Annotated in this window: 22 protein-coding genes and 1 pseudogene; 15 read left to right on the top strand and 8 right to left on the bottom strand. The window is 58.6% G+C overall.

Annotation, left to right across the window (positions count from 1 at the left end; all coding sequences use genetic code 11):
• Positions 1-16: 16 nt before the first annotated feature.
• The 4 genes from Q7F15_RS17830 (at position 17) to Q7F15_RS17815 (ending at position 2,679) form a co-directional block, all read left to right on the top strand.
• The gene (locus Q7F15_RS17830) at positions 17-724 is read left to right on the top strand and encodes an ABC transporter ATP-binding protein (protein WP_171565265.1); all 708 of its coding nucleotides are present in this window, start codon (positions 17-19) and stop codon (positions 722-724) included.
• A 198-nt stretch (positions 725-922) separates the two neighbouring features.
• Positions 923-1,522: a hypothetical protein gene (locus tag Q7F15_RS17825; RefSeq protein ID WP_304414750.1), complete on the top strand. Its 600-nt coding sequence runs from the start codon at positions 923-925 to the stop codon at positions 1,520-1,522.
• Positions 1,523-1,691: 169 nt separating this feature from the next.
• On the top strand, positions 1,692-2,375 hold the full coding sequence (locus Q7F15_RS17820; protein WP_230077716.1) for an AzlC family ABC transporter permease: 684 nt from the start codon (positions 1,692-1,694) through the stop codon (positions 2,373-2,375).
• Positions 2,365-2,679 carry an AzlD domain-containing protein gene (locus Q7F15_RS17815; protein WP_230077717.1) on the top strand — a complete coding sequence of 105 codons (315 nt, stop codon included), beginning with the start codon at positions 2,365-2,367 and terminating at the stop codon, positions 2,677-2,679. Before Q7F15_RS17820 ends, Q7F15_RS17815 begins: the two co-directional genes overlap by 11 nt.
• A 39-nt stretch (positions 2,680-2,718) precedes the next feature.
• Here the strand turns inward: Q7F15_RS17815 and Q7F15_RS17810 are convergent, their stop codons facing one another.
• From Q7F15_RS17810 to Q7F15_RS17800, 3 genes are all read right to left on the bottom strand, one after another.
• Positions 2,719-3,894, bottom strand: coding sequence for an MFS transporter (locus Q7F15_RS17810; RefSeq protein WP_230077718.1), 1,176 nt, complete (start codon positions 3,892-3,894; stop codon positions 2,719-2,721).
• The gene (locus tag Q7F15_RS17805; protein WP_212132197.1) at positions 3,894-4,340 is read right to left on the bottom strand and encodes a MerR family transcriptional regulator; all 447 of its coding nucleotides are present in this window, start codon (positions 4,338-4,340) and stop codon (positions 3,894-3,896) included. Before Q7F15_RS17805 ends, Q7F15_RS17810 begins: the two co-directional genes overlap by 1 nt.
• 175 nt (positions 4,341-4,515) lie before the next feature.
• The gene (locus Q7F15_RS17800) at positions 4,516-5,271 is read right to left on the bottom strand and encodes an IclR family transcriptional regulator (RefSeq protein ID WP_171565260.1); all 756 of its coding nucleotides are present in this window, start codon (positions 5,269-5,271) and stop codon (positions 4,516-4,518) included.
• A gap of 215 nt (positions 5,272-5,486) precedes the next feature.
• On the opposite strand from Q7F15_RS17800, the gene Q7F15_RS17795 reads away from it, so the two are divergent.
• The 5 genes and pseudogenes from Q7F15_RS17795 (at position 5,487) to Q7F15_RS17775 (ending at position 10,496) form a co-directional block, all read left to right on the top strand.
• Positions 5,487-6,602 carry an ABC transporter substrate-binding protein gene (locus Q7F15_RS17795; RefSeq protein ID WP_304414749.1) on the top strand — a complete coding sequence of 372 codons (1,116 nt, stop codon included), beginning with the start codon at positions 5,487-5,489 and terminating at the stop codon, positions 6,600-6,602.
• Positions 6,603-6,610: 8 nt separating this feature from the next.
• Positions 6,611-7,704, top strand: a pseudogene (locus tag Q7F15_RS17790) (ABC transporter ATP-binding protein).
• A 3-nt stretch (positions 7,705-7,707) separates the two neighbouring features.
• Positions 7,708-8,550 carry an ABC transporter permease gene (locus tag Q7F15_RS17785; protein WP_304414748.1) on the top strand — a complete coding sequence of 281 codons (843 nt, stop codon included), beginning with the start codon at positions 7,708-7,710 and terminating at the stop codon, positions 8,548-8,550.
• On the top strand, positions 8,547-9,347 hold the full coding sequence (locus Q7F15_RS17780; protein ID WP_171565256.1) for an ABC transporter permease: 801 nt from the start codon (positions 8,547-8,549) through the stop codon (positions 9,345-9,347). Before Q7F15_RS17785 ends, Q7F15_RS17780 begins: the two co-directional genes overlap by 4 nt.
• Positions 9,348-9,359: 12 nt before the next feature.
• On the top strand, positions 9,360-10,496 hold the full coding sequence (locus Q7F15_RS17775; protein WP_212132189.1) for a M20 family metallopeptidase: 1,137 nt from the start codon (positions 9,360-9,362) through the stop codon (positions 10,494-10,496).
• A gap of 156 nt (positions 10,497-10,652) precedes the next feature.
• Here the strand turns inward: Q7F15_RS17775 and Q7F15_RS17770 are convergent, their stop codons facing one another.
• From Q7F15_RS17770 to Q7F15_RS17760, 3 genes are all read right to left on the bottom strand, one after another.
• Positions 10,653-11,855: a branched-chain amino acid ABC transporter substrate-binding protein gene (locus tag Q7F15_RS17770; RefSeq protein WP_304414747.1), complete on the bottom strand. Its 1,203-nt coding sequence runs from the start codon at positions 11,853-11,855 to the stop codon at positions 10,653-10,655.
• 176 nt (positions 11,856-12,031) lie between these two features.
• Positions 12,032-13,429 (bottom strand): sensor histidine kinase, encoded by a 1,398-nt coding sequence (locus tag Q7F15_RS17765; RefSeq protein ID WP_212132186.1) that lies wholly within the window; start codon positions 13,427-13,429, stop codon positions 12,032-12,034.
• A gap of 11 nt (positions 13,430-13,440) precedes the next feature.
• A complete protein-coding gene (locus tag Q7F15_RS17760; protein ID WP_171565253.1) occupies positions 13,441-14,145 on the bottom strand; it encodes a response regulator transcription factor in 705 nt (234 codons plus the stop codon).
• A gap of 169 nt (positions 14,146-14,314) precedes the next feature.
• On the opposite strand from Q7F15_RS17760, the gene Q7F15_RS17755 reads away from it, so the two are divergent.
• The 3 genes from Q7F15_RS17755 (at position 14,315) to pcrB (ending at position 16,482) form a co-directional block, all read left to right on the top strand.
• Positions 14,315-15,361 (top strand): DUF3048 domain-containing protein, encoded by a 1,047-nt coding sequence (locus Q7F15_RS17755; protein WP_230077721.1) that lies wholly within the window; start codon positions 14,315-14,317, stop codon positions 15,359-15,361.
• A gap of 110 nt (positions 15,362-15,471) precedes the next feature.
• Complete coding sequence (locus tag Q7F15_RS17750; RefSeq protein ID WP_029100795.1) at positions 15,472-15,762, top strand: YerC/YecD family TrpR-related protein; 291 nt, start codon at positions 15,472-15,474, stop codon at positions 15,760-15,762.
• A gap of 18 nt (positions 15,763-15,780) precedes the next feature.
• Positions 15,781-16,482 carry a heptaprenylglyceryl phosphate synthase gene (gene pcrB / locus Q7F15_RS17745; RefSeq protein ID WP_171565251.1) on the top strand — a complete coding sequence of 234 codons (702 nt, stop codon included), beginning with the start codon at positions 15,781-15,783 and terminating at the stop codon, positions 16,480-16,482.
• Positions 16,483-16,705: 223 nt separating this feature from the next.
• Here the strand turns inward: pcrB and Q7F15_RS17740 are convergent, their stop codons facing one another.
• A complete protein-coding gene (locus tag Q7F15_RS17740; RefSeq protein ID WP_230077722.1) occupies positions 16,706-17,047 on the bottom strand; it encodes a hypothetical protein in 342 nt (113 codons plus the stop codon).
• Between the two features lie 306 nt (positions 17,048-17,353).
• Positions 17,354-18,184 (bottom strand): glycerophosphodiester phosphodiesterase, encoded by an 831-nt coding sequence (locus Q7F15_RS17735; RefSeq protein ID WP_171565249.1) that lies wholly within the window; start codon positions 18,182-18,184, stop codon positions 17,354-17,356.
• A gap of 144 nt (positions 18,185-18,328) precedes the next feature.
• Here Q7F15_RS17735 and Q7F15_RS17730 point away from each other — a divergent pair, with 144 nt between their 5' ends.
• From Q7F15_RS17730 to ligA, 3 genes are all read left to right on the top strand, one after another.
• Complete coding sequence (locus Q7F15_RS17730) at positions 18,329-19,138, top strand: VanW family protein (RefSeq protein WP_171565248.1); 810 nt, start codon at positions 18,329-18,331, stop codon at positions 19,136-19,138.
• 220 nt (positions 19,139-19,358) lie between these two features.
• Positions 19,359-21,662: a DNA helicase PcrA gene (gene pcrA, locus Q7F15_RS17725; RefSeq protein ID WP_212132183.1), complete on the top strand. Its 2,304-nt coding sequence runs from the start codon at positions 19,359-19,361 to the stop codon at positions 21,660-21,662.
• A gap of 33 nt (positions 21,663-21,695) precedes the next feature.
• The gene (gene ligA / locus Q7F15_RS17720; RefSeq protein WP_376717855.1) at positions 21,696-23,723 is read left to right on the top strand and encodes an NAD-dependent DNA ligase LigA; all 2,028 of its coding nucleotides are present in this window, start codon (positions 21,696-21,698) and stop codon (positions 23,721-23,723) included.
• The last annotated feature ends 15 nt before the right edge of the window (positions 23,724-23,738 follow it).

Raw genomic sequence — 23,738 nt, 5'->3', positions numbered from 1 at the left:
GGGGGAGGAATCACAGATGGCATTGTTGGAACTGCATAACGTACACACCTATTACGGCGGCATCCACGCGTTAAAGGGGCTGAGCATCCAGGTCAACCAAGGGGAAGTGGTGACGCTGATCGGCTCCAACGGGGCAGGCAAGTCGACCACGCTGAAGACGATCTGCGGCCAGACGCGCGCACGGGAAGGCAAAATCCTCTTTGACGGCAAGGACATCACCCAAATGCGCACGCATGAAATCGCCCTGCTGGGTATCGCCCACGTGCCGGAGGGGCGGCGCATTTTCCCCAAGCTGACCGTGCGGGAGAACCTGGAGATGGGCGCCTTCTCCGTAACGGACAAGAATCTGATCGAGGAAGGAATTGAGCGGGCATTTCGCTACTTTCCCCGGCTGAAAGAGCGGATCAACCAAAAGGGCGGCACGATGTCCGGCGGGGAGCAGCAGATGCTGGCCATCGCACGCGGCCTGATGATGAAGCCGAAGATTTTGATGCTGGACGAGCCGTCCATGGGGCTGGCGCCGATTCTGGTCGAACAGATTTTTGACATCATCACGGAGCTGAATAAGGAGGGCATGACGATCCTGCTCGTGGAGCAAAACGCCAACCAGGCGCTCTCCGTGGCCCATCGCGGCTACGTCATCCAGACGGGAGAGATCATCCTGCAGGATGAGGCGGCCACCCTGCTGGCAAACCCGCAGGTGCGGGAAGCGTACCTTGCATAGAAGTGAAGCACCGATGGAGTCTAATGACTCCATCGGTGTTTTTTGTAACGAAATGGAAATTTCTTCGTCTCCTCGTATAGACGCACAGGTTTGCAGGACGATTCGACATCAGAGTTGGAACGTACCTCTCTGCAAACGATGTGAGTCGTGAGGAATATGGCTGTTCCAAAAACGGTCCACGCGAAAGGGTGCATGCCGATGATGTACCAAAAAACCGTCATGTTGTCTGTGATAGCCGCTGCCAGTGTCGCTGTCGGCGGATACCTTTACGTAAATGCCAATCAACCTGCATCCGACCAGGCAACTCAATGGCACGAAAACGTTCACGGGGCTGAACAAAAGGAGAAGGCGGGAACTGCGGTAGATGTAAGAGGAGATGTTAATGAGAGTTTTTCCAGTATCGAACAGTTGAAGGACAACTCTCAATTGATTGCAGAGGTTGAAATTGAAAAGGCGGACAGCTTCCAATACAAACACGTTGTGTTTACGTTGAGTGAAGCGAAACTGCTGCATGTCTATAAAGGAGAGGTCCAAAACGGAGAAACCGTCAAGATTCTCGAAACCGGCGGATATAAGGATGGAAAGGAATACACGTTTGAAGGGAACAAGGCATTTACGGAAAAGGAGACGGCGATTGTCTTTTTGGAAAAGTACGAAGGGCCGATTGCTGATGACGCTTATGTAATAGCGGGAGTGTATCAAGGGAAATTTGTAACAGACGGTCAGACAGTACAACCGCCCAATGGCGTAGAAAAGGGGCTGCAGGTAAAAACCATGGAAGAGTTGGGCTTGGAATAGCATGGTATCAGGCGGCCAGCCAGGTGAATACTGGTTGGCCTTGTCGGTGGAGGAGATGGATGCGGGGCTGCGGCTGCTATACGGAGTGTAAAAGCCGTACATGCACTCCTGCATTTGACAGAACTTACTGACAAGCGTAGAGTATAGCAGTGTATGGAGGGGGAAGCGAGTGAACTCTGCGCGCACGTTGTTTGTCACAGGCATGATTCAAATTATCCCGGTCGCCGCCGCAGGGATCGTGGACGGGCTTGTGTTTGGCATCCTCGCCCGGCAGGCAGGTCTCGGCATCGCGGAAGCCTTGCTGTTTTCACTCCTCGTCAACGCAGGGTCGTCGCAGTTTGCCGCCGTCGGCCTGATCTCGCAGGGGATTGTGGGCTGGCCCATTCTGGTCTCCGCGGCTTTGCTGAACGCCCGTCACCTGCTGTACGGCCTGTCGCTCGGGCCCCACTTTCGCGGGACGCCACCGTGGAAGCTGTCGTTGATGGCGGCTGGCCTGAACGACGAGACGTACGCCCTGACATCCACCTATCTGGCGTCCGGCCAAAAGCCCAGCCTCTCCTTTTTTGCCGGTGCGAGCGCGGTCGACTATCTGATCTGGAACGCCAGCACGCTGGCCGGCGCCTGGTTTGGCGCGGTGTTTACGGAAACGGAGGCGTACGGCCTGGACTTTGCGTTTGTGGCCACGTTCCTTGGCTTTCTCGCAATTAATCTGCTCTCCCCGTTTCATGTGAAGGTGGCGGCCGGCGCTGCGGCTGTCGCCTGCCTCGCGTACTGGGGAGGCGGCGGGACGGCGGCGGTGATTGCCGGAACGCTGACGGCAGTGGTGATGGGAGCGGTGATCCGTGAACGATAAGGTGCTGCTGATCATTGTCTTGATGGCCGTGATTACCTATCTGACGCGGTTTCCCATGCTGCTGATCAGCTCGCGCTGGGAGATCCCCGACTGGCTCCGGCGCGGACTGGCCATGGTCCCGGTGGGGGTGTTCAGTTCGCTGACCGTGCCGCCCATTCTCTTTTATGGGAAAGACGGGCAGTGGAGTCCGGAGTACCTCGCGGCGGGGGTGGTTTCACTCGCCGTCGGCCTGTGGAGAAAGCAGGTCGTCTGGGCGCTGTTGGCCGGGGTGGGGGCGATTGTGCTGTGGCGGGCCCTTTTCTGAAGATCGGGAAGAGCGTGTAAAAAAAGGCGAGCTTGCGCATCAATGCAGGCTCGCCAGTTGTTTTTTGCCGGCGTACAGCGCCATCATGCTGAACAGAACGGCCAGCGCGCCCGCGTAAAACGGGACGTGCGGCGAGTACCACTCGGCCAGCTTGCCCGCCAGCCAGGGCGCGATCGCGCCGCCGACAAAACGGACGAAGCTGTAGGCGGAAGACGCGACGGCACGCTCCACCGGCGCGACGTCCATCACCGATGCGGTCAGGACGGTGTTGATAATGCCCAAAATCGCGCCGGCCAGGACGATAGCCAGCACCAGCGTCACTTGCGACGATACGCCCAATCCCATGGCCGTCAGGTCTGCGGACAACAGCAGCAGCATGGCGAACAGCGTGGGGACGGACCCGCAGCGCTCCTGCAGTTTCGGCGCCACGATCACCGAGGTGATGGCGAGCATCACGCCCCAGAAGAAAAACACGTATCCCAGGCTGTGTTCGTCCATGTGCAGCACAAACGGAGAAAACGCCAGCAGCGTAAAAAACCCGAAGTTGTACAGAAGCGCCGTCAGCGCCATGGTAAACAGGCCGCGGTGCCGCAACGCGCGGAACGGATCAAGGAGCGAGCTGCGCCGCTTCGGCTTGGGCACGTCGCTGAGCAGTACGAAGACAGCAAGCAGCGCGATCGCCATCAGCACGGCGACGCCGAAAAACGGCCCGCGCCAACTGATGCCCCCGAGCAGCCCGCCAAGCAGCGGCCCCACGGACATCCCCAGACCGATGGCCGCTTCGTACAGGACGATCGCTCCCGCTGTGCCGCCGCTGGCCACGCTGACAATCACCGCCAGGGCGGTGGAGATGAAAAAGGCGTTGCCCATTCCCCAGCCGGCGCGGAACCAGACGATCTGCATCACCGAGTCGGACATGCCGCCGAGAAAGGAAAACAGGATGATGCCCGCCAGGCCGACCAGGAGCGTCGCCTTGGGTCCGATCCGGCTGGAGACCCATCCTGTGACCAGCATTGTCAAGCCGGTCATCAGCATGTAGCTGGTGAACAACAGGGATACTTCACTGGGCGTGGCATTCAGTTGGCTCGCAATCGCGGGCAGGATCGGGTCGACCAATCCGATCCCCATGAAAGCGACCACACAGGCAAACGCGACAGCCCAGGCTGATTTTGGCTGCTGCATGATGATGCGCCAGGCATGCGCGTGACTTTCCATTAGGAATCCTCCTTTTTGATTTCGATTTCTGTCTGCAGTTCCTGTTTTTTTCTGGCAATGCGGGTCAGCTTCTCATCGTAGTCGGCCAGCAGCTCCGAGAGTTTGTTCAGTTTGTCCTGCAGGAAGCCGCGCTTGGCCAGGAGCGTCCGTTCCAGTTCGGTCAGCAGGTTCAGCTTATCTTCGGTGGACACTTCCTGGTAATAGCCCTGCTTCAACAGCTCGTATTTGTGGGACAGGTCCATCATGTCCTTGATTTCCTGCAGCGACGCTCCCAACAGGTCGCGGGTGTTTTTGACGTGCAGGATGTGGGCGATGTCCTCATCCGTGTACATGCGGTATCCGCTCTCCGTTCGCCCGGACGGATTGACCAGCCCTAATTCCTCGTAATAGCGAAGCGCTCTTTTCGTAAGGCCGGTTTTTTTGGCTGCCTCCTCAATGCGGTACAACGGGCTCCCTCCCATACGCGTGTGTAATGGCACGACGACAAACAGACAAGGTTTATGATACAAAACGGTAACGTTAACGTAAACGTTATTGTTTTCCGCTTATATGGGCCAGCCGCGTGCACAAAAAAGCCCGGACCAGACCAAATGGCTGATCCGGGCACAGCATCGGCAGTGCTCACGGACGGTACCCCAATTCTGCAGACATCTCTCGCACGGTCTCCAGCAGTTCCCTGAGGATCGCATCCTTCTGGGGAAGAACGCGGTCGGACGGGCCGATCACGCTGACCGATGCGGCTACTTCACCGGTGGAATCAAACAGCGGCGCCGCCATCCCGGTAACGCCCACGTTGCGCCGGTCGGAGCTGAATTCGTAGCCCCGTTCCCTGATCTCCTGCAGCGCCCGCTTGATCTCGTCGGCTGACGTGTACGAGTAGGGCGTGTATGTCCGGATTCCCTCCGCCAGCACCTCGTCCTGAAACGATTCCGGTTTGTAGGCCAACAGCACGCGGGACGCGGAGGTGGAATAAAGGGGGAAGCGGCGGTGCGTCTCGACCGTAAAGCGGATCGGGTGAGGCGAATCCACCTTGGTGACGTAGATGGCGTCGGTGACGTCCTGCAGGCACAGCACGACCAGCTCCTGCGTGCGAGATACCAGGCGGTTGATATAGGGAGCGGCAAAGTCGACGATGTCGTGGTTTTTCAGCACCTTGTTGCCCAGCTCCAGCAGCGTGTAGCCGAGTGTGTACTGCCTGGTTTTTTCGTTTTGGCGGATAAATCCTTCCGCCTCCAGCGTCGCCAGCAGCTTGTGCACCGCTCCCTTGGAGAGCTGCAGCCGCTTGCTCAATTCCGTCACGCCGAGCTCCTTGGGCGCGTCGAGGAAGATTTTCAAGAGCCGGCAGCTGTTGCGTACGGAAGACAGAAAATGATCCATGGATACGACTCCTCCAAAGCTCACATTTAGAATTAGTCTACCATAACCGGGAAGACTTTACGGTTCGAAAAGAGATAATCATCCCTTTACTCAGACTACCTTGAATTGTCAGTCTCCTTTATGATAGTATATCACTATAGTTCTCGAATAGGAAACTGTGTTTTCTATTCGTGAACGATTTGCCAATAAACATACACATAGCGGGGGATGAACACGTGAAGAAACAGGCATTATCGGTACTGTCCATTCTTGCTTTAACCGGTTCATTGCTCGCCGGCTGTGGGTCTTCCGCCGGGCAGTCAACCGCGTCCGGCCAGCCTGTGGGGCAGGGCGGCAGCCAGGCACAGGCGCAGTTGGAGGACACGTTGGTCGTGGCGGGCAACGGCGCCACCGTCGAACAGCTAATGAAAGACGAGATTTTCAAGAAGTTCAACGAGAAGTACCCGAACGTGAAGATGACCTACGTCTCCGGCGTCTCGACCGATATCGTGGCCAAGGTAAAAGCGCAGAAAAACGCGCCGCAGATCGACGTCACCATCGTCGAGGGAGGCGAACAGGAAAAAGGGCGCCAGGAAGGGCTGTGGGAGGCGCTTTCCGAGACGGACATTCCCAACATGAAAAACGTTCCGCAGGACCTGCGCGTCGCGGAAAACAGCGGAGTAACCGTCAACTTTACGCCGATGGGCATCTCGTACAACGCGGAGCTCGTCAAGGAAAAAGGCCTGCCGGTGCCCAAGTCATGGAACGACTTGACCAGACCGGAAGTGAAGGGCTATATAACAATGACCGACGTGGCCAGCAACTTCGGCCGCTCCACGATGATCATGCTGGCCTACGCCAACGGCGGTTCGGAGAAAAACATCGAGCCCGGCTTTGAAAAAATGAAAACGATTGCGAGCTACATGCCGACGTTTGCCAAGAGCGCGGCCCAACTCCAACAAAACCTGCAAAACAAAAGTGCAGCCTACACCACCTGGACGATGGCCCGCAGCCTGACGCAAAAAGAGACGGGCCTGCCGTTGGAATTCGTCTTCCCGGAAGAGGGCGGAAACATCGTGCCGAACGTCGCCACGCTGGTCAAAGGGGCCAAGCACCCCAACGCCGCCAAAGCGTTTATCGACTTCCTGCTGAGCGACGAGGTGCAGATCATGTACGCGACCAAGCTCTACTACAACCCGGCCACGGCCGTGAAGCTGCCGGAAGACGTGGCCAAGCAGTTGGAGTTTGACCGCAGTAAAGTGGTGAACTTCGACTACGACACGATCAGCAAGGAAATGTCCGCGTGGCTCGATCGCTTCAACAAAGAGATCGCGCCGCTGACAGGAAAGTAGGTGTCCCTTTGAGCAAGGTAATTGACGTCGAACTGCGCAACATCATGAAGAAGTTCCAGAATAACGTCGTGGTTCGGGATTTCAACCTGCAGGTGGAGCAGGGAGAGTTTGTCTCGTTTCTCGGGCCGTCCGGCTGCGGCAAGACGACCACGCTGAACATGATCGCCGGATTTCTGGACCCGGACGAAGGGGAGCTCTTGATCAAAGGGCGGCGCATGAACGGCGTCCCCCCTTACAAGCGCGAACTGGGCATGGTGTTTCAAACCTATTCGCTGTTTCCGCACATGACGGTGGCGGAAAACGTCGCCTACGGGCTGAAGCTGCGCAAGGTGGGCAAAGCCGAGATGCAGGAGCGGGTGAAGCGGGTGCTGGAATTGGTCAAGCTGCCGCATGTGGCCGAACGCTATCCCAAGCAGTTGTCCGGCGGTCAGCGGCAGCGGATTGCGATCGCCCGCGCACTGGTGATCGAGCCGTCGCTGCTTCTTTTGGACGAGCCGCTCAGCAACCTGGACGCCAAGCTGCGCGAAGAACTGCGCGACGAACTGAAGCGGCTGCACCAGGAGATCGGCGTGACCACCATTTTCGTTACCCATGACCAGGAAGAAGCGCTCTCTTTGTCGGATCGAATCGTCGTGCTGAACCACGGCCGCGTCGAGCAGATCGGCACGCCTGAGGAGATCTACAACCGTCCCGCCTCCGAGTTCGACCACACCTTCATCGGCAAGACCAATCGCCTGGAAGGAGTCGTACTCGCTCAGGACGGAGAGAGTCTCACTGTGAAAACGATGGGCGGCCTCATCGTCAGGGCGGCCCGGCAGCAGCGGGTGTTTGTTCCTGGCGAAAGAGTGGCGGTGTTTGTGCGGCCGGAAAAATCCGGCTGGCGGACGGAGCGGCAGCGAGTGAGGTCAATCACGTCAGCGGCCAGTTGATGATTGCCTCATTTTTGGGCGCCTTTACCGAGTGCGAGGTGAAGGTGGGAGGTCATACCCTGTCCGTTAAGGTGCAGATGGACGGGCAGGGGATGCAGCTTACCCCCGGCAGGGCGGTCAACTGCCGCTGGGAGAGCGAAGACGTGCTGGTCATGCCGGCGGAGAGGGGATAGCCGATGAGCAAGCGTATCTCCATTCTGCTGCTGACGGCGCCGAGCATGATCGTGCTCCTGGGCGTGTTTTTGATTCCGATGCTGCTGATGCTCCTGTTGAGTTTTCAGGACGACACGCAGGCGTTCAGCTTGCAAAACTACCTGTTGTTCATCCAGGACCCGTTTTACCTGGAGATTCTCTGGCGGACCATCCGCATCAGCCTCTGGACGGTGCTGTGCACGCTCCTGCTCGGCTTTCCCGTGGCCATGTTCATGGCGCAGGCTTCAGGCCGGATGCGGGGCGTCGTCACCATACTGATTCTGGCGCCGCATCTGATCAGCGTGGTGATCCGCAACTTCGGCTGGGTGGTTGTACTCGGTGAAAAGGGCTGGATCAACGAAACGCTGCTGAGGCTGGGCGTGATCGACCAACCGCTGCGCCTGATGTACAACGAGCTGGGCGTGGTCATTGGCCTGACCGATTCATTTATCGCCTACATGGTGCTGGCGATCGCCACCAGCCTGTATGCGATTGATCCGCCGCTGTCCAAGGCGGCGTCCATTTTGGGAGCGTCTCGCTTGCGGACGTTTTTCACCGTGACGCTGCCGCTCACCCTGCCGGGTATTATCGCCGGTACGACACTGGTGTTCAGCTTGTCGATGAGCGCGTTTGTGACGCCGGCGCTGATGGGGGGCACCTCTGTGAAAGTAATGCCGGTCATCGCCTACGAACAGATTATGTCGACGCTCAACTGGCCGCTGGGAGCGGCACTGTCCTTCCTGCTGCTGGGCAGCACGATCCTGCTGGTCACTCTGTACACGCGGTTGATTGAAACCAAGCGATACAAAGAGGTGTTTGCGTCATGAAAAAGCTGAACGGGTTCGGACTGATCACCTTCTTTGTGCTGCTTCTGGTCAACCTACCGTTTCTGGTTATCATCCCCAGCTCGTTTACCGCGGCCGGATACCTGTCGTTTCCGCCGGATGGCTTTTCCTGGCAGTGGTACGACAAGATTCTGGATCGGCCGGAGTTTATCGAGTCGTTCTGGTTCAGCCTGCAGCTTGCCGCGATTACGGCCGTGCTGGCGACGCTGATCGGCACGTTGGCGGCCTTTGCCTTGAGCAAGTACAAATTCCGCGGCAGCGGGGTCATCAACGGCCTGCTGCTGTCGCCGCTGACCGTGCCGTCGCTGATCATCGGGATCGCCGCGCTGCTGTTCTTTACGCGGATCGGCATTGCAGGCACGTTTACCGGCCTGCTCCTGGCCCACACGCTGATCTCCATTCCGTACGTGGTGCGGCTGGTGCTGACCGGCCTCAGCACGTTCGACTACACCCTGGAAAAGGCGGGCTACATGCTGGGAGCCCGGCCGCTGCGGGTGTTTTGGGACGTCACACTGCCGCTTTTGCGGCCGGCCATCGTGTCGGGTATGATCTTTTCGTTTCTGACCTCGTTTGACAACGTGACGGTGTCGCTCTTCTTGGTGGCGCCCGACACGACAACGCTGCCGCTGGCTATTTTCACCTACATGCAGGAGACGCTGGACCCGCTGGTGGCCTCCATCTCCGCGGTCGTCATCCTACTCAGCCTGGTGTTTATCGTCTTGCTGGAAAAGGTGTACGGGCTGGAGCGCCTGTTTGGACTCAATTCCCAATCCCATTAAGGAAGAGGCACGATGTCAATTCACTCGTATTTGCAACAACATCACCAACACCTGATCCAGCTCTTGGAAGCCTGCGTCAACATGGATTCCCCCTCACGCGACAAGGAGGCGGGGGATCGGATGGCGGAGTGGTTTGCCCGCTGCTTCGAGGAACTGACCGGAGGCAGGGCGGAGCGAATCCCCAACAGCGTCTACGGCGACCAGGTCCGCTGCGTGCTGGGAAGCGGCAGCAGACAAGTCCTGTTGATTGGCCACTACGACACGGTCTGGCCGCGAGGGGAAGCAGCCCGTCGTCCGTTTTTCATCCGGGAGGGAAAAGCATACGGCCCGGGCGTCTACGACATGAAGGCGGGCGTGCTGCAGGCGATGTTTGCGCTGCGCTCGCTGGCGGAGCTGAACCGTCTGCCGGCTGACAAGCAGGTGGTGCTTTTGCTCAACAGCGACGAAGAAATCGGCAGCCCTACCTCGCGGGCACTCGTCGAACGGGAGGCGTCCCGTTCCCTGGCCGGCTTCGTGCTGGAGCCGCCGATGGAGCCGGACGGCGCGCTGAAGACGTGGCGCAAAGGCAGCGCCCACTTTACTCTGCACGTCCACGGCGTTTCCGCCCACGCCGGGGTGGACCACGACAAAGGAGTGTCGGCGATTGAGGAGCTGTCCCGGCTGGTGCAGTACCTGCACGGACTGACCGACTATGCGAGCGGGACGACCGTCAACGTGGGGCTGGTCAAAGGGGGAATCGGCTCCAATGTGGTGGCCGATTACGCCGAAGCAGAAGTGGACGTCCGGGTGAGGACGCTGGAGGAAGCGCGGCGAATTGAGCGGCTGTTTGCGGGACTGACGCCCAGCCTGTCCGGCGCGCGGTTGACGGTGTCCGGCGGCATCCGCCGTCCGCCGATGGAACGGACGGAGCAGGTCGCCGCCCTGTTTGCCCTGGCCCGGAAGATTGGGGCAGAGGAGTTGGGTATGTCGCTGCGGGAGTCGGGCACCGGCGGCGTCAGCGACGGAAACTTCGCCGCCGCCTGCGGTCTCCCTACCCTTGACGGGCTGGGGGCAAAAGGCGGGTTTGCCCACTCGCCGGAGGAATTTGTGGAGCTGGACGAGATTCCCAGACGCGCTGCCCTGCTGGCTCGGTTGATCGAAGAGGTGTAGCACATGTCGAGGAACAAGCCTGTTTGTTGATGGACAACCCTTTTGCGCAGCGTCTGCCGGCTATGTCCGGCTGCGAGCGCAAAGGGGTATTTTGCTGTGTGCAAGCCGGCAGAGGCAAAAAAATGCGCCTGCTGTGCGCAGGCGCCGGAAAGCGGGTTATTGTCCCGCTTCGCCGATAAACTCGGCTTTCTCTTTGCCGAACTTGTAGATATACACCTGGGAGTGCTTGTTGTCTCCCTTTTCGTCAAAGCTCACTTTGGTAAACAAACCGTTGAATTCGCTTGTGGCGCGGATGGCGTTCATCACCTGTTCGCGCGTCGGCTTTTTGCCGCCGTTTTCCTTGATCGCCTGCTCGATGCCGTTCAGAGCGACCAGGGTTGCGTCATAGGCAAACGGAGAAAATGCGCCCGGTTCCTTGTTGAATGCCGATTTGAACCGTTCCACCCACTTCTTGCCTTCCTCCTGGGAGCGGATGTCGCTGACCACGGTTGCGTAGACGATGCCTTCTGCGGCAGGTCCGGCGATTTTGTACATGTCGTTCGACTCCAGCCCTTCACCGCCCATGAATTGGCCCGTGTAGCCCTTCTCGCGGGCCTGCTTGGCGATGATTCCCAGCTCGGCGTACATGCCGCCGTAGAAGACGAGGTCGGGCTTGTGTGCCACCAGTTGGTTCACGATTGCGCTGTAGTCTTTTTCGCCGGGGTTGATGCCTTCATAGGCCACCTCTTTCACACCCAGCTCTTTGAACGCCTTGCGCACCTCATCGGCCAGCCCCTGTCCGTACGCGGTCTTGTCGTGGGCGATGAAGACGGTGGTAATGCCCATCTTTTCCTTGGCGTATTTGGCTGCTGCCGGCGCGATCTGGTCGTTGCGCGCCACCAGGCGGTTTACGCTCTTTTTGCCTGCTTCCGTCAGTTCAACGCCGGTGTTGGCCGGAGAGATCATCGCAAGTTTGCCTTCCTCGTACTTGACGGACGAGGGGATGGCGACACCGGTGTTGTAGTGGCCGATCACGGCGTATACATCCGGGTCGGCGATCAGCATTTCCGCATTGGAGACGCCGATTTTCGGGTCTGCCTGGTCGTCCTGCGGGAAGAGCTGCAGGTCAAAGCCCAGCTTTTTGAAGTCTTCCATGCGGTCCTGGACGGCCAACTGCGCCCCCAGCTTGATCCCGTCGCCCTCCAGCGACTGCGTGCCGGACAGCGGGCTTTGCGTGGCGATTTTGATAACGTTGGAGCCGGCGTTTCCGCCGCTGCCTTCATTGCCTCCCGAAGAAGTGGAATTGCCCCCGCCGCAGCCGGCAACGAGCGAACCTGCCAGCAATCCGGCAAGCAACAAGCGAACGGTTTGTGATTTCATGACGTAACCCCCATATCATTTGTGAGAAATATATTTTTCTCTAACATATCAGGATATAGCATATACGTCAATGAATATTCCGTATTGTGTGAAAATGGAAATTGTTTTGGACATAAACGGTCGGCGCGCAGCAAAAAAGTCCCGGGATGACCGGGACTTCAATTCATTCCGGAAGTCTATTTTCTGTCAACCGGCAGCGTCACCGTAAAACAGGGGCCGTCCGCCTCATTTCGCACGGAAATGCTTCCGCCGTGGGCTTCGAAGACGGCGCGGGCGATGGCCAGACCGAGGCCGTGCTTGCCCGATTTGCCTTTGCGAAAACGCTGGAACAGATGGGGCAGCAGGGCTTCCTCGATGGGCGGCCCGTCATTGGAGATGGTGACGGTCACCGTATCGCCCGTCTGGGTACCGGTGATCGTCAGCCGGCTGTTTGCGTAGCGGAGTTGATTTTCCAGGATGTTGACGAACGCCGTGCTGAGCTGTTCGCCGTCTCCTTCCAGCACCAGCGCAGCAGGCAGACGCAGTTCCCAGTTGACGGCCGGGTTGAGCACAGAGAGGCGCTGCTGCAGGAGGCTGAACATTTCCGCCAAATCGACGCGCCCCATCTGCATCATCTGGGAGACCGACTCGATCTTCGTCAGGTAGAGGAGCTGACCTACTACCTTTTCCAGCCGCTTGCTCTCTTCCATGATGATCTCCAGCCCTTTTTCCGCCTGCGGGCCTTTAAACACGCCTTCCAGCAGGCCGTGGGCATACCCCTGTATCGCCATGATCGGTGTCTTCAACTCGTGCGAGATGTTTTGGATAAAGTGGCGCTGCGACTCGTCGTATTCCTTCAGTTGGCTTTTCATCGACTCAAACGAGCGGGCCAGCTGGCCAATCTCGTCCTCCCGGTCCATCGTCAGCGGGATGTCGAACTGCCGGCGGGCAATCTTTTGGCACGACTCGTCCAAGGTACGCAGCGGTTTGCTCAGATAGCGGCTGAACCAGACAGCCAACAGCCAGCTCACCAGCAGCAGAATAATGAAGATGATCATAAACTGGCGGGTCAAGAGCGCATTGATCTGGTTCAGTTCCCGCTCCTTGGAGAAGAGGACGAGGTAGTAGGGAAAGCCGTGGTAATCCATCAGCTTGCTGACAAACAGGTAGTCCTCCCCGCCCCGTTCGAGCGTGCCGTGCTGCAGCCGGTTCCGGGGAAAGGAGGACGCCCCCCTGAACAGGTCGACTGTGTCCTCGTAGGAGAGATTGTCTGTCAAGCGCTTGCCCAGCACATGGCCGTCCGCGGAAAAGACGATCATGTCAAACGAGTATTCATAGCGCGACAGGAGCAATTGCAAAAAGTAGGGAGCGGCCGCGGGAACGGGGAGCAGCTCGTTGTGCTCGTTGAAGGCGATGTGTTCCGACAGGGTGTAGAACTCTTCCTCCAAAAGGGCATACGTGTTGTTGACCAGATAATGCTTGACGGCAAAGGGATAGACGATGCCCACGCCGATCCCCAGCACGCTGGTCAGCAGCATGAACAAGATCAATATCTGCCGGGAGAGCGGCAGGTTTTTCAAACGGAATTTATTCATCATGGGATTCATCACGGCCGGGTCAAACGGTAGCCGAAGCCATAGACGGTCTCCAGCGGGAATTTGGGCATTTTTTTGCGGATGCGTTTGACCAGGTCATCCACCGCCCGGTCCGATCCGATGTAATCCTCTCCCCAGATGGCCGTCAAGATTTGTTCCCGGTTCAGGGCAAGCCCCTGGTTGTGCAGGAGGTAGATGATCAGTTCAAACTCCTTGGTGGTCAACTCGATCAGGTTGTCCCCTTCCTTGACCAGCCGGCCTTTCTCCGAAATCAGGTACGGCCCTACCGCGACCCAATCCTGGTACGCCTGCGGCTGGGCTGCTGCGAGGACTGGCCCTTTTTCGTACGTGCGCTGCAGCAATTTTTGCACCCGGATGACCAGTTCCCGGGGCAAAAACGGTTTGGCCAGATAGTCGTCGCTGCCCAGCTCCAGCCCGATGATTTTGTCGATGTCCTGATCCCGGGCGGAGATGAAAATGATCGGCACGTCCGATTTGCTGCGTATCAACCGCAGGAGCTCGTATCCGTCAATGTCGGGCAGCATGATGTCCAAAATCCAGATGTGGGGCTGTTCCGGCTCGTCCAGCACCGGCAGCACGTCGGCCCCGCTGGAAAACGCCCTGACCCGGAAACCGGCGCTTTCCAGGTAGGACTGCAAAAGCCCCAGCAGATTGGTTTCGTCGTCCACGAGATAGACGAGGTAGGGAGTCTGCATGGTTCATTCCTCGCTTTGCCTCAGTCGTTTGGTAACATTGTAGCACAGCGCCGTTGGTGATGTGTGGGAGGGGCGTATGAGAATCGTGCAAAACGTGTGGAAGCAGGATTCTCCTGTCACGCGCAGAAAAGAGAGGAAGGCAATGAGAAAACTGGAAAGGAGCGCTCCCATGCGAAGACGCACACCATTCATGTTGACGCTGCTGACTCTGGCGCTGCTCACGGCGTGTACCGGAAAACCGGGCGACACCACGCCCCAGCCGGAGCAACCGCCCGCTCCCCATGTAGAAACACCTCCGACCGAACAGCCGAAATACGCTTACACCGCCCCGTTTACCGGTCTGGGAAGCCCGGTGAAGCTGGAACAGCGGCCGATCATGGTGATGATCAACAACGCGCCGGCTGCGCGTCCGCAGTCCGGGTTGAATCAGGCAGACCTGGTGTACGAGGTGCTGGCGGAGGGGGAAATGACCCGTTTTCTCGCTGTCTTTCACAGCCAGCGGCCGGACGTGATCGGCCCGGTACGCAGCATTCGCCAGTATTTTATCGAGATTGGCGTCGGCCTGGACGCCGTGCTCGTACACGCGGGCGGCAGCCCGGAAGCACTGGCGACGCTGGCACGTTCCGACTACAGTCATCTGGACGAGATTCCCAACGGCCGTTATTTTTGGCGGGAAACGTTTCGCAACCCGCCGCATAATCTCTACACCAAGCCCGACCTGATCGAGCAGGCGATCCGCGACAAGGGCATGCGGACGAACAGCGATCTGCCGCGGATGTCCTTTTTGCCGGCTGATGCTGAGATTACCGGGGGAGAGCCGGCCAGTCAGATCGACATCACGTTCCATCGCCTGAACAAGGCAGCTTTTCAGTACGACAATGAAAAGAAAAAATACCTGCGTCTGACCGACGGCAAGCCGCACCTCGACCTGACAACCGGCGAGCAGTTATCCGCCACCAACGTGCTGGTTATCGCCGCCCGACACCGCGTGCTGGACAAGGAAGGACGGCGCCAGGTGGATGTAGTCGGCCCGGGTGACGGCTATCTGTTTGAACAGGGAATGGCGCGCAAGATCAAGTGGAAGCGGCAGGGCGGCATCATTCGCGCGTATGAGGACGCGGCCATGACCAAGGAACTGCCGCTGCTGCCGGGCAACACGTGGGTGGAGATCGTCCCCAACGCACCATCGCTGTCCCACTATGTGAAATACCAATAAGGGCTTGCGAAGTGGCGCCATATCTTCTAAGATTAGAATAGCCTTAGGGCTTTAGTGCTTGAAAATTTTACAGTGAAAAACATTCCCTGCGAAATGATGGGGTGATTGTGATGCAATTGGAAAAATTGAAAGGCAAAGGGATCGAGCAGCTTTTTGAAGCGATTCTCTCCCTGGAAACCATCGAGGAGTGCTATCGCTTTTTCGACGATCTCTGTACCGTGAACGAAATGCAGTCGCTGGCGCAGCGCCTGGAAGTGGCCCGCATGCTGCGCAAGGGGTACACGTACAACCAGATCGAAGCGGAGACAGGAGCGAGCACGGCGACCATCTCCCGTGTGAAGCGCTGTCTGAACTACGGCAACGACGGCTACCAACTGGCGCTGGAGCGGATCGGCAAGTAGAGTGGGAGGCAGACATCGGTGATTGACTATCGTGGCTGGCGCCATACCTTCAAACTGGACCCGGACAAAACGATTGGCGACGAGGCATTGGAAGCGTTGTGCGAGTCGGGGACGGATGCGATCATCGTCGGCGGCACCTATGGCGTGACGTACGACAACACGCTGGAGTTGATGGCACGGGTCCGCCGCTACGCGGTCCCGGCCGTGTTGGAAATCTCCTCGCTGGATGCGGTAGTGCCCGGCTTTGACGCCTATTTCATACCACTGGTGCTCAACGCGGGCGATCCGGACTGGATCTTTGCGCCGCATGTCTCCGGCCTGAAGGCGTACGGTTCCTACATCCACTGGGAAGAGATCTTCACGGAAGGCTACCTGATCGCCAACCCCGAGGCTAGCGTGGCGCAGTTGACCAAGGCCCGCCCAATCGCAGACAGCGACGAGGCCAAAGCATATGCCCAGGTGGCGGCAAACATTTGCCGCCTGCCCATCGTCTATGTGGAGTACAGCGGCACCTACGGCGACCCGGAACTGGTCCGGGCGTGCCGGGCGGGAGCCGAAGGGGCGCATCTGTTTTACGGCGGCGGCATCCGCACACCGCAGCAGGCGGCGGAGATGGCGGCGATCGCCGACACGGTCGTGGTGGGCAACGTGATCTACGACGACTTGCAGGCGGCGCTCGCGACGGTTGCCGCTGTCAAAGGCGTGCAGAAGCAGCGGTAAGGGAAAAGGAGACTCATTGATGAGTCTCCTTTCAGTTTGTAGACTAAGTCCGTGGCGCATGGGTGATCGGGCCCGCTCGCTCTCTTGACGCCCAGCAAAGAAGTGGATGATGTCCGCTCCAAGACGTGACGCGGGCAGGGGGCAAACATCTGGGTGTTTCGACGAAGTGAGACTTGTGCCCCCTGTTTTTCCCGCGTCTTTCGTTTTTCCGCTGGGCAGGTCGTCAAAGGAGCTCATCGTAACCCGCTCGGTCTATTTCAAAGTCCAGTGACCCTTCGACAAATCGGTAACCGCCCGCCAATACTTCCGGAATCTCTGCAAACAGGCCCAACTGGTCCTGGAATGCGGACAAATCGGCAATGACCAGGCTCTTTTGTTGGTAGTAATGGGATTCCATATCCGGACGATCCGTTCGTTGATAGACAAGGTAAGCCGTTCCTGGCGAAAATTGCTTTTCCGGTTCGACCAATTCCTGATCAGCCTTTGTCATCGCGGTCTGCATGCGCTCTTCCTTGCCGACGATCCGGGCCTGTTCGATTTTGTACGAGAAACGTCCGCTCACCATCTCCTTTTTTTGCCTTCTCGATGAAATCTGTCATCTCGTTGCCTCCTTCCTCCCATTTATTAGATAGCCGGACTCGCGAAATGGTTTTTTATTTCACCTGAAAATGTGGAAAAAATTCCAATAATCAACAAACTTTTGTGTTACGATGTTGGTAAACGGCAAACGGCCAAAATCTGTGTGTTTCCATTGGGGAAGTGCCGATTATGAACTAGACAAAATGCCGTCCGGCACCAAAAAAAGGGCGCCCGTATTCCGTGGGGCGACCCTTTGTCTGCTTTGCCCGACGCCGGGTGTGGCAGATGGCGCTTATCTGCGATGGCTGGAGGGCACATAATCCGGAAAGTCGGTAATGATGCCGTCAACGCCCGCAATCAGCAGCGGATTCACCTCGGCCCGTTTGCGCACGGTCCAGGCGAAGACCTGCATGCCGCGTTCGTGGATGCGGTCGGTCAGATCGGCGGTCACCAGATTGCGGCTGGGGTTCACGTAGTTGGCGTAGGTCGCAAACTCGTCCAGCATCGCGTCTGTCAAATGACTCGCCTTGTTGGTCAGCACACCGATCGGTATGTCCGGCAGGAGCTTGTGAAACCGTTTCAGCGATTCAAAATGGAAGGACTGCACGATAACCTTTGCGCTGCGTGCCTTATCCATGCCGCGCTTCTGCAGGGCGTCGGCCACCTTGCTTTCTACACCGGGATACAGCTCCGGCGACTTCAGCTCGATCAGGATGCCGATTTTGCCGCGGAATTCGTCCAGCACCTGGTCAAGGGTAGGGATCGGTTCCCCGGCAAAGGCGGAGTGGAAGAAACGGCCCGCATCCAGCCTGAGCATCTCCTTGAGGGTGAGGGCGCCTACGCGGCCGGTGCCGTTGGTCGTCCGATCGACCGTATTGTCGTGGATGACCACGAGATGACCGTCCTTGCTGACGTGCACGTCAAGCTCGATGTAATCCGCCTTCATCTCCACCGCCTTGCGAAACGCGGCCATGGTGTTCTCCGGTGCGTAGCCGGAAGCCCCCCGGTGTGCGATCGTTTCCGTCCGGTGGTACGAAAAATCGGATGCGACGGTCAAAACGGCAGCCGGCTGAAGCAGCGCCGTCAACAGGGTGGCGGACAAGGTGATTCCCGTGCGAAACATGCGCATCTCCTCCCTAGATTATCAGTATGTGAATGTGCGGGTCTTTGGTTGCAGGGGGAAGAAATGTATCGCCCATTCTGTTCACACACGAATCCGTAATCGTGTGTGCATGATCCAAAGAGTTGCCGGAAAGGAAGGTAGCAAATGAGACCTGTTGCGCGAAGTCGGTTGCGGCTGGCGGCGGGAGTGTGCTTCTACCGCCTGAAACGGTACGCAGAGTGGCTGCTGGGGGGAAAGCAGTATTCGCGTGAAAAGCAAAGCGAACTCTTGCCCCATCTGCACATCCGTCATCAGACGCCGCTCCTGCGTCGGCTCAAGAATGTGGACATGTGGATGCAGCACAACAAAATCATCAATCTGCGCCTGGCTGCCGAACGGCTGAACGGGGTGATCGTTCGTCCCGGGGAAACCTTTTCCTATTGGCGGCTGATCGGCAAGCCGACGCGTAGGAAAGGGTACGTGGAGGGCATGCTGTTGTCACACGGCCGCGTCATATCCGGTGTGGGGGGAGGACTGTGCCAGCTGTCCAACCTTGTATACTGGATGACCCTGCACACTCCGCTGACGGTCACGGAGCGGCATCGGCACGGCTATGACGTGTTTCCCGACGCCAACCGGACCCAGCCGTTCGGCAGCGGGGCCACCTGTTTTTACAACTACCTCGATCTGCAAATCGCCAACCAGACTCAGCAATCGTTCCAGCTGCACGTGTTTCTCACCGACACTCACCTCGTCGGCGAGTGGAGAGCCGAATACCCTCCCACGCGGCGGTACGAAGTGTACGAAAAGGAGCATGCCATTACCCCGGCCATCTGGGGAGGCTACGAGCGAACCAATGTCCTGCACCGCCGGGTGTACACGCTGGACGGAGAATGGCTCGATGACGAATTTATCGCGGAAAATCGCGCGATGATGATGTACGAACCGCTGCTGTCGTCCCAGCAATCCCGCTGACAGCGATGCGAGGGGACGTTATGGACTGCCGGTGATATTGGATGCGCCATGAAAAGGACCGCCGCTGCTCCTGCGCGGGTACGGCGGTCTTTCCGTTGGCAGGGATTGCATGAGCGAGGGATCGGATTCAACTGGAACTTGCCTTCGATCTGTGCGAAAATAGGAACATATGCTTTCGTTCGGGAGCGCTTTGACAGGCAAGAAAGGTGGACGTATACATATGGCAACAATTGACCGAATTTTAGCTGGACTGAATCCGCAGCAGCGGGAAGCGGTCCTGACCACGGAGGGGCCGGTGCTGATTCTGGCGGGTGCGGGCAGCGGCAAGACCAAGGTGCTGACCCAGCGCATCGCCTACCTGATCAGCGAAAAACAGGTGGCGCCGTGGAGCATCCTCGCCATTACCTTCACCAACAAGGCGGCGCGGGAAATGCAGAGCCGCGTGGCGTCCATCGTCGGCGCGGGAGCGGAGGACATCTGGATCTCGACGTTCCACTCGCTGTGCGTGCGGATATTGCGGCGGGACATCGACCGCCTGGGGATCAGCCGCAGCTTCTCCATTCTTGACGCGGGCGACCAGCTGTCCGTCATCAAGCAATGCCTCAAGGAATTGAATCTCGATCCGAAGAAATACGAACCGCGCGCCATCCTGGCGGCAATCAGCGGAGCGAAAAACGAGCTGACGGACCCGGCGGCGTACGCCAAACGGGCGGCCGATCCGTACAGCCAGGTCGTGGCCAGGGTGTACGAGGCGTACCAGAAAAAGCTGAAGAGCAACCAGTCGCTGGACTTCGACGACCTGATCATGACGACGGTCCGGTTGTTCAAGGAAGTGCCGGAAGTGCTGGAATACTACCAGAAAAAGTTCCGCTACATCCATGTGGACGAGTACCAGGACACCAACCGGGCCCAGTACATGCTGATTTCCATGCTGGCCGACCGCTACCGCAACGTCTGCTGCGTCGGGGACGCCGACCAGAGCATTTACAAGTGGCGCGGCGCGGACATTTCCATCATTTTGAACTTTGAAAAGGACTATCCGGAAGCGAAAATGATCAAACTGGAGCAAAACTACCGCTCCACCAAGACGATTTTGCAGGCGGCCAACCAGGTAATCGCCCACAATGTCATGCGCAAGGAGAAAAAGCTCTGGACGGAAAATCCGACCGGGGAAAAGATCGGCTGCTATCAGGGTGATTCCGAGCACGACGAGGCGTACTTCATCGTGGACACGATCAACAAGCTGATGCCCGCCTACAAGCGCTACGACAAGTTCGCCGTGCTCTACCGGACCAACGCCCAGTCCCGCGTGGTCGAGGAAGTGTTTATCAAATCGAACATTCCGTACACGATCGTGGGCGGCACGAAATTCTACGATCGCAAGGAAATCAAGGACATTCTCGCCTATCTGCGGGTCATCTCCAACCCCGACGATGACATCAGCCTGGCGCGGATCATCAATGTGCCAAAGCGCAACATCGGGGAGACGACCGTGGAAAAACTGCAGAACTACGCCAGCGCGCACGGCCTGTCGCTTTACGGTGCGATTCAGGAAGTGGGCTACATGGGGCTGCCGACGCGCACGACCAACGCCATCCTCGCCTTTAACGAGCTGATCACCAACCTGATGCAGATGACCGATTACCTGACGGTGACAGAGCTGGTGGAAGAGGTGCTGAAGCGGACCGGCTACCGGGAGGCTTTGAAAGAGGAGAAGACGCTGGAGGCGACCGCCCGTCTGGAAAACATTGAGGAGCTGTTGTCCGTTACCCAGGAGTTTGAGCGGAAAAACGACGACAAGAGCCTGCTCGCCTTCCTCACCGACCTGGCGCTGATTGCCGACATTGACACGCTGACGGAGGACGGGACAGCAGAAGAAGACCCCTCCGCGGAAGGCCAGGTCGTGCTGATGACCCTGCACAGCGCCAAGGGGCTGGAGTTCCCCGTGGTCTTTCTGGTCGGCATGGAGGAAGGGGTGTTTCCGCACAGCCGGGCGCTGTTTGACGAAGGGGAAATGGAGGAGGAGCGCCGCCTCGCCTACGTCGGCATCACCCGGGCGGAAGAGCGCCTCTACCTGACCTGCGCCCGGATGCGCACCCTGTTTGGCCGGACCACGAACAATCCCCCTTCCCGCTTTTTGCAGGAAATTTCCGCAGAACTATTGGACGGCAGCCCGGTGATCGAGGGACGCTTTGCCCGTATCGGGGTGTTCGGCCAGCGGGAAGCGGCTGGTCGGCCGTTTGGCGCGCAGACACAGACGGGGCTGCGATCCGCGACAGGCATGCGGACGGGTGCCTCGCCGTTTGGCCGGCCTGCGCAGTCTGCGGCCAAGCTGCCGGGTCACGGCGCGGCCGCAGGTATCGACTGGAAAGTGGGCGAAAAGGTGAAGCACGGAAAATGGGGCATCGGAACAGTGGTCAAGGTGAAGGGAAGCGGAGACGACATGGAGCTGGACATCGCCTTCCCCAGCCCGATCGGCATCAAGAAACTGCTGGCTAAGTTTGCCCCGATTGAACGAGCTTAACAAAAAGTGAAATATGAAACGGTATAGCAAAGGATGAATGAGATGGACCGATTGACGGCAGAAGCACGAATTCGCGAACTGCGGGAACAAATCGAGCGGCATAACCGTCTGTATTACGTAGAGGACCGACCGGAAATTACGGACCAGGAATACGACATGCTCATGCGGGAACTGCAGGATCTGGAAGACCTGTTCCCGGACATGGTGACGCCCGATTCGCCGACACAGCGGATCGGGGGCGAACCGCTGCCCTTTTTTGAAAAAGTGGTGCACAAGACGCCGATGCTCAGCCTGAGCAACGCGTTTGACGACGAGGACCTGCGCGACTTTGACCGGCGCGTGCGGCAGACGGTGGGCAGCCAGACCGTCCACTACGTCTGTGAGCTGAAAATCGACGGGCTGGCCGTCTCCCTGCACTACGAAAACGGCTTGTTCGTCAAGGGGGCGACCCGCGGTGACGGCACCACCGGAGAGGACATCACGCAGAATCTCCGGACGATCCGGTCCATCCCGCTGCGCTTGACCCGGCCGCTGACACTGGAGGTGCGGGGCGAGGCGTACATGCCGCGCAGCGCGTTTGAAAAGCTGAACCGGGAGCGGGAAGAGCGGGGGGAAGCGCTGTTTGCCAACCCGCGCAACTCGGCGGCCGGTTCGCTGCGCCAGCTCGATCCGAAAATTGCCGCGTCCCGCCAACTGGACACGTTTATCTACAGCATCGGCGAGCTGCAGGGGGAGAGCGTGGAGTCGCACAGCGAAGGGCTTAACCTGCTGGAGTCGCTGGGCTTCAAGGTCAACCCGGAGCGACGGGTGTTTGACAACATCGAGGATGTGATCGAATTCGTCCACGGCTGGACGGACAAGCGGCGGAACCTGCCGTACGACATCGACGGCATGGTGATCAAGGTGGACAGCTACGCCCAGCAGCAGGAACTGGGCTTTACCGCCAAAAGCCCGCGCTGGGCGATCGCCTACAAATTCCCGGCGGAAGAGGCGGTCACGATTCTGGAGGGCATCGAGGTGTCCGTGGGCCGCACGGGGACAGTCACTCCGACCGCCCTGCTGAAGCCGGTCAGCCTGGCGGGAACGACGGTCAAACGGGCTTCCCTGCACAACGAGGACATCATCCGGGAAAAGGGGCTGTTGATCGGCGACCACGTGGTGGTCAAGAAGGCGGGGGACATCATCCCCGAGATTGTGGCCGTCCTGCCCGAACGGCGAACCGGCGGGGAAGTGCCGTTTTCCATGCCGACGCACTGTCCGGAATGCGGCAGCGAACTGGTTCGCCTGGACGATGAGGTGGCCCTGCGCTGCATCAATCCGATGTGTCCGGCGCAGATTCGCGAAGGCATCATCCACTTCGTTTCCCGGCAGGCGATGAACATCGAGGGGCTCGGAGAGAAAGTGGTGGCCCAGCTGTTTAACGCCGGCATCATTCACAGCGTCGCCGACCTCTACTATCTGCACCAGCAGCGGGACGTGCTGCTCGGCATGGAGCGGATGGGCGAAAAGTCGGTCGACAACCTGCTGGCGGCAATCGAAGCCAGCAAGGAAAACTCGCTGGAGCGGCTGCTGTTTGGCCTCGGCATCCGCCTCGTCGGAGCCAAGGCGGCGCGCGTCCTGGCCGAACACTTCGGCGACATGGACGCCATCATGCGCGCCAGTGAGGAAGAACTGACGCAGATCAACGAGATCGGACCGAAAATGGCTGCCAGCCTCGTCAACTACTTCCGGCAGCCGCAGGCCGAAGCAGTGATCGAACGGCTGAAGGCGGCAGGCGTCAACATGACCTACAAGGGCGTACGGGCGGAAAGCGGAGCCGACCTGCCGCTGGCCGGTAAAACGATTGTCCTCACCGGCACGCTGTCCAGCATGACCCGCCAGGAAGCGGAAGAAGCGATAACGCGCCTGGGCGGCAAAGTGACGGGCAGTGTCAGCAAAAAGACCGACCTGGTCATTGCCGGTGAAAAGGCAGGCTCCAAACTGGAAAAAGCGGAAAAACTGGGTGTGGCCGTCATGGACGAGGCCGGCTTTTTGCAGCTTTTGGAAGGGAACAACAAGTAGCCATACAGCGGCCAC

The organism is Brevibacillus aydinogluensis, from assembly GCF_961514395.1.
Taxonomy (GTDB): Bacteria; Bacillota; Bacilli; order Brevibacillales; family Brevibacillaceae; genus Brevibacillus; species Brevibacillus aydinogluensis.
The sequence above is the reverse complement of the archived record's forward strand: the minus strand, read 5'-3'. Positions and strand labels throughout refer to the sequence as shown.

Coding starts and splice junctions, on each gene's coding strand:
- Q7F15_RS17740 (WP_230077722.1), bottom strand. CDS start 17,047: ATGGTGAGCGGACGTTTCTCGTACAAAATCGAACAGGCCCGGATCGTC.
- Q7F15_RS17775 (WP_212132189.1), top strand. CDS start 9,360: ATGTCAATTCACTCGTATTTGCAACAACATCACCAACACCTGATCCAG.
- Q7F15_RS17755 (WP_230077721.1), top strand. CDS start 14,315: ATGCGAAGACGCACACCATTCATGTTGACGCTGCTGACTCTGGCGCTG.
- Q7F15_RS17760 (WP_171565253.1), bottom strand. CDS start 14,145: ATGCAGACTCCCTACCTCGTCTATCTCGTGGACGACGAAACCAATCTG.
- Q7F15_RS17800 (WP_171565260.1), bottom strand. CDS start 5,271: ATGGATCATTTTCTGTCTTCCGTACGCAACAGCTGCCGGCTCTTGAAA.
- Q7F15_RS17770 (WP_304414747.1), bottom strand. CDS start 11,855: ATGAAATCACAAACCGTTCGCTTGTTGCTTGCCGGATTGCTGGCAGGT.
- Q7F15_RS17730 (WP_171565248.1), top strand. CDS start 18,329: ATGAGACCTGTTGCGCGAAGTCGGTTGCGGCTGGCGGCGGGAGTGTGC.
- Q7F15_RS17810 (WP_230077718.1), bottom strand. CDS start 3,894: ATGGAAAGTCACGCGCATGCCTGGCGCATCATCATGCAGCAGCCAAAA.
- Q7F15_RS17750 (WP_029100795.1), top strand. CDS start 15,472: ATGCAATTGGAAAAATTGAAAGGCAAAGGGATCGAGCAGCTTTTTGAA.
- Q7F15_RS17735 (WP_171565249.1), bottom strand. CDS start 18,184: ATGTTTCGCACGGGAATCACCTTGTCCGCCACCCTGTTGACGGCGCTG.
- Q7F15_RS17830 (WP_171565265.1), top strand. CDS start 17: ATGGCATTGTTGGAACTGCATAACGTACACACCTATTACGGCGGCATC.
- pcrA (WP_212132183.1), top strand. CDS start 19,359: ATGGCAACAATTGACCGAATTTTAGCTGGACTGAATCCGCAGCAGCGG.
- Q7F15_RS17785 (WP_304414748.1), top strand. CDS start 7,708: ATGAGCAAGCGTATCTCCATTCTGCTGCTGACGGCGCCGAGCATGATC.
- ligA (WP_376717855.1), top strand. CDS start 21,696: ATGAATGAGATGGACCGATTGACGGCAGAAGCACGAATTCGCGAACTG.
- Q7F15_RS17780 (WP_171565256.1), top strand. CDS start 8,547: ATGAAAAAGCTGAACGGGTTCGGACTGATCACCTTCTTTGTGCTGCTT.
- Q7F15_RS17825 (WP_304414750.1), top strand. CDS start 923: ATGATGTACCAAAAAACCGTCATGTTGTCTGTGATAGCCGCTGCCAGT.
- Q7F15_RS17765 (WP_212132186.1), bottom strand. CDS start 13,429: ATGAATAAATTCCGTTTGAAAAACCTGCCGCTCTCCCGGCAGATATTG.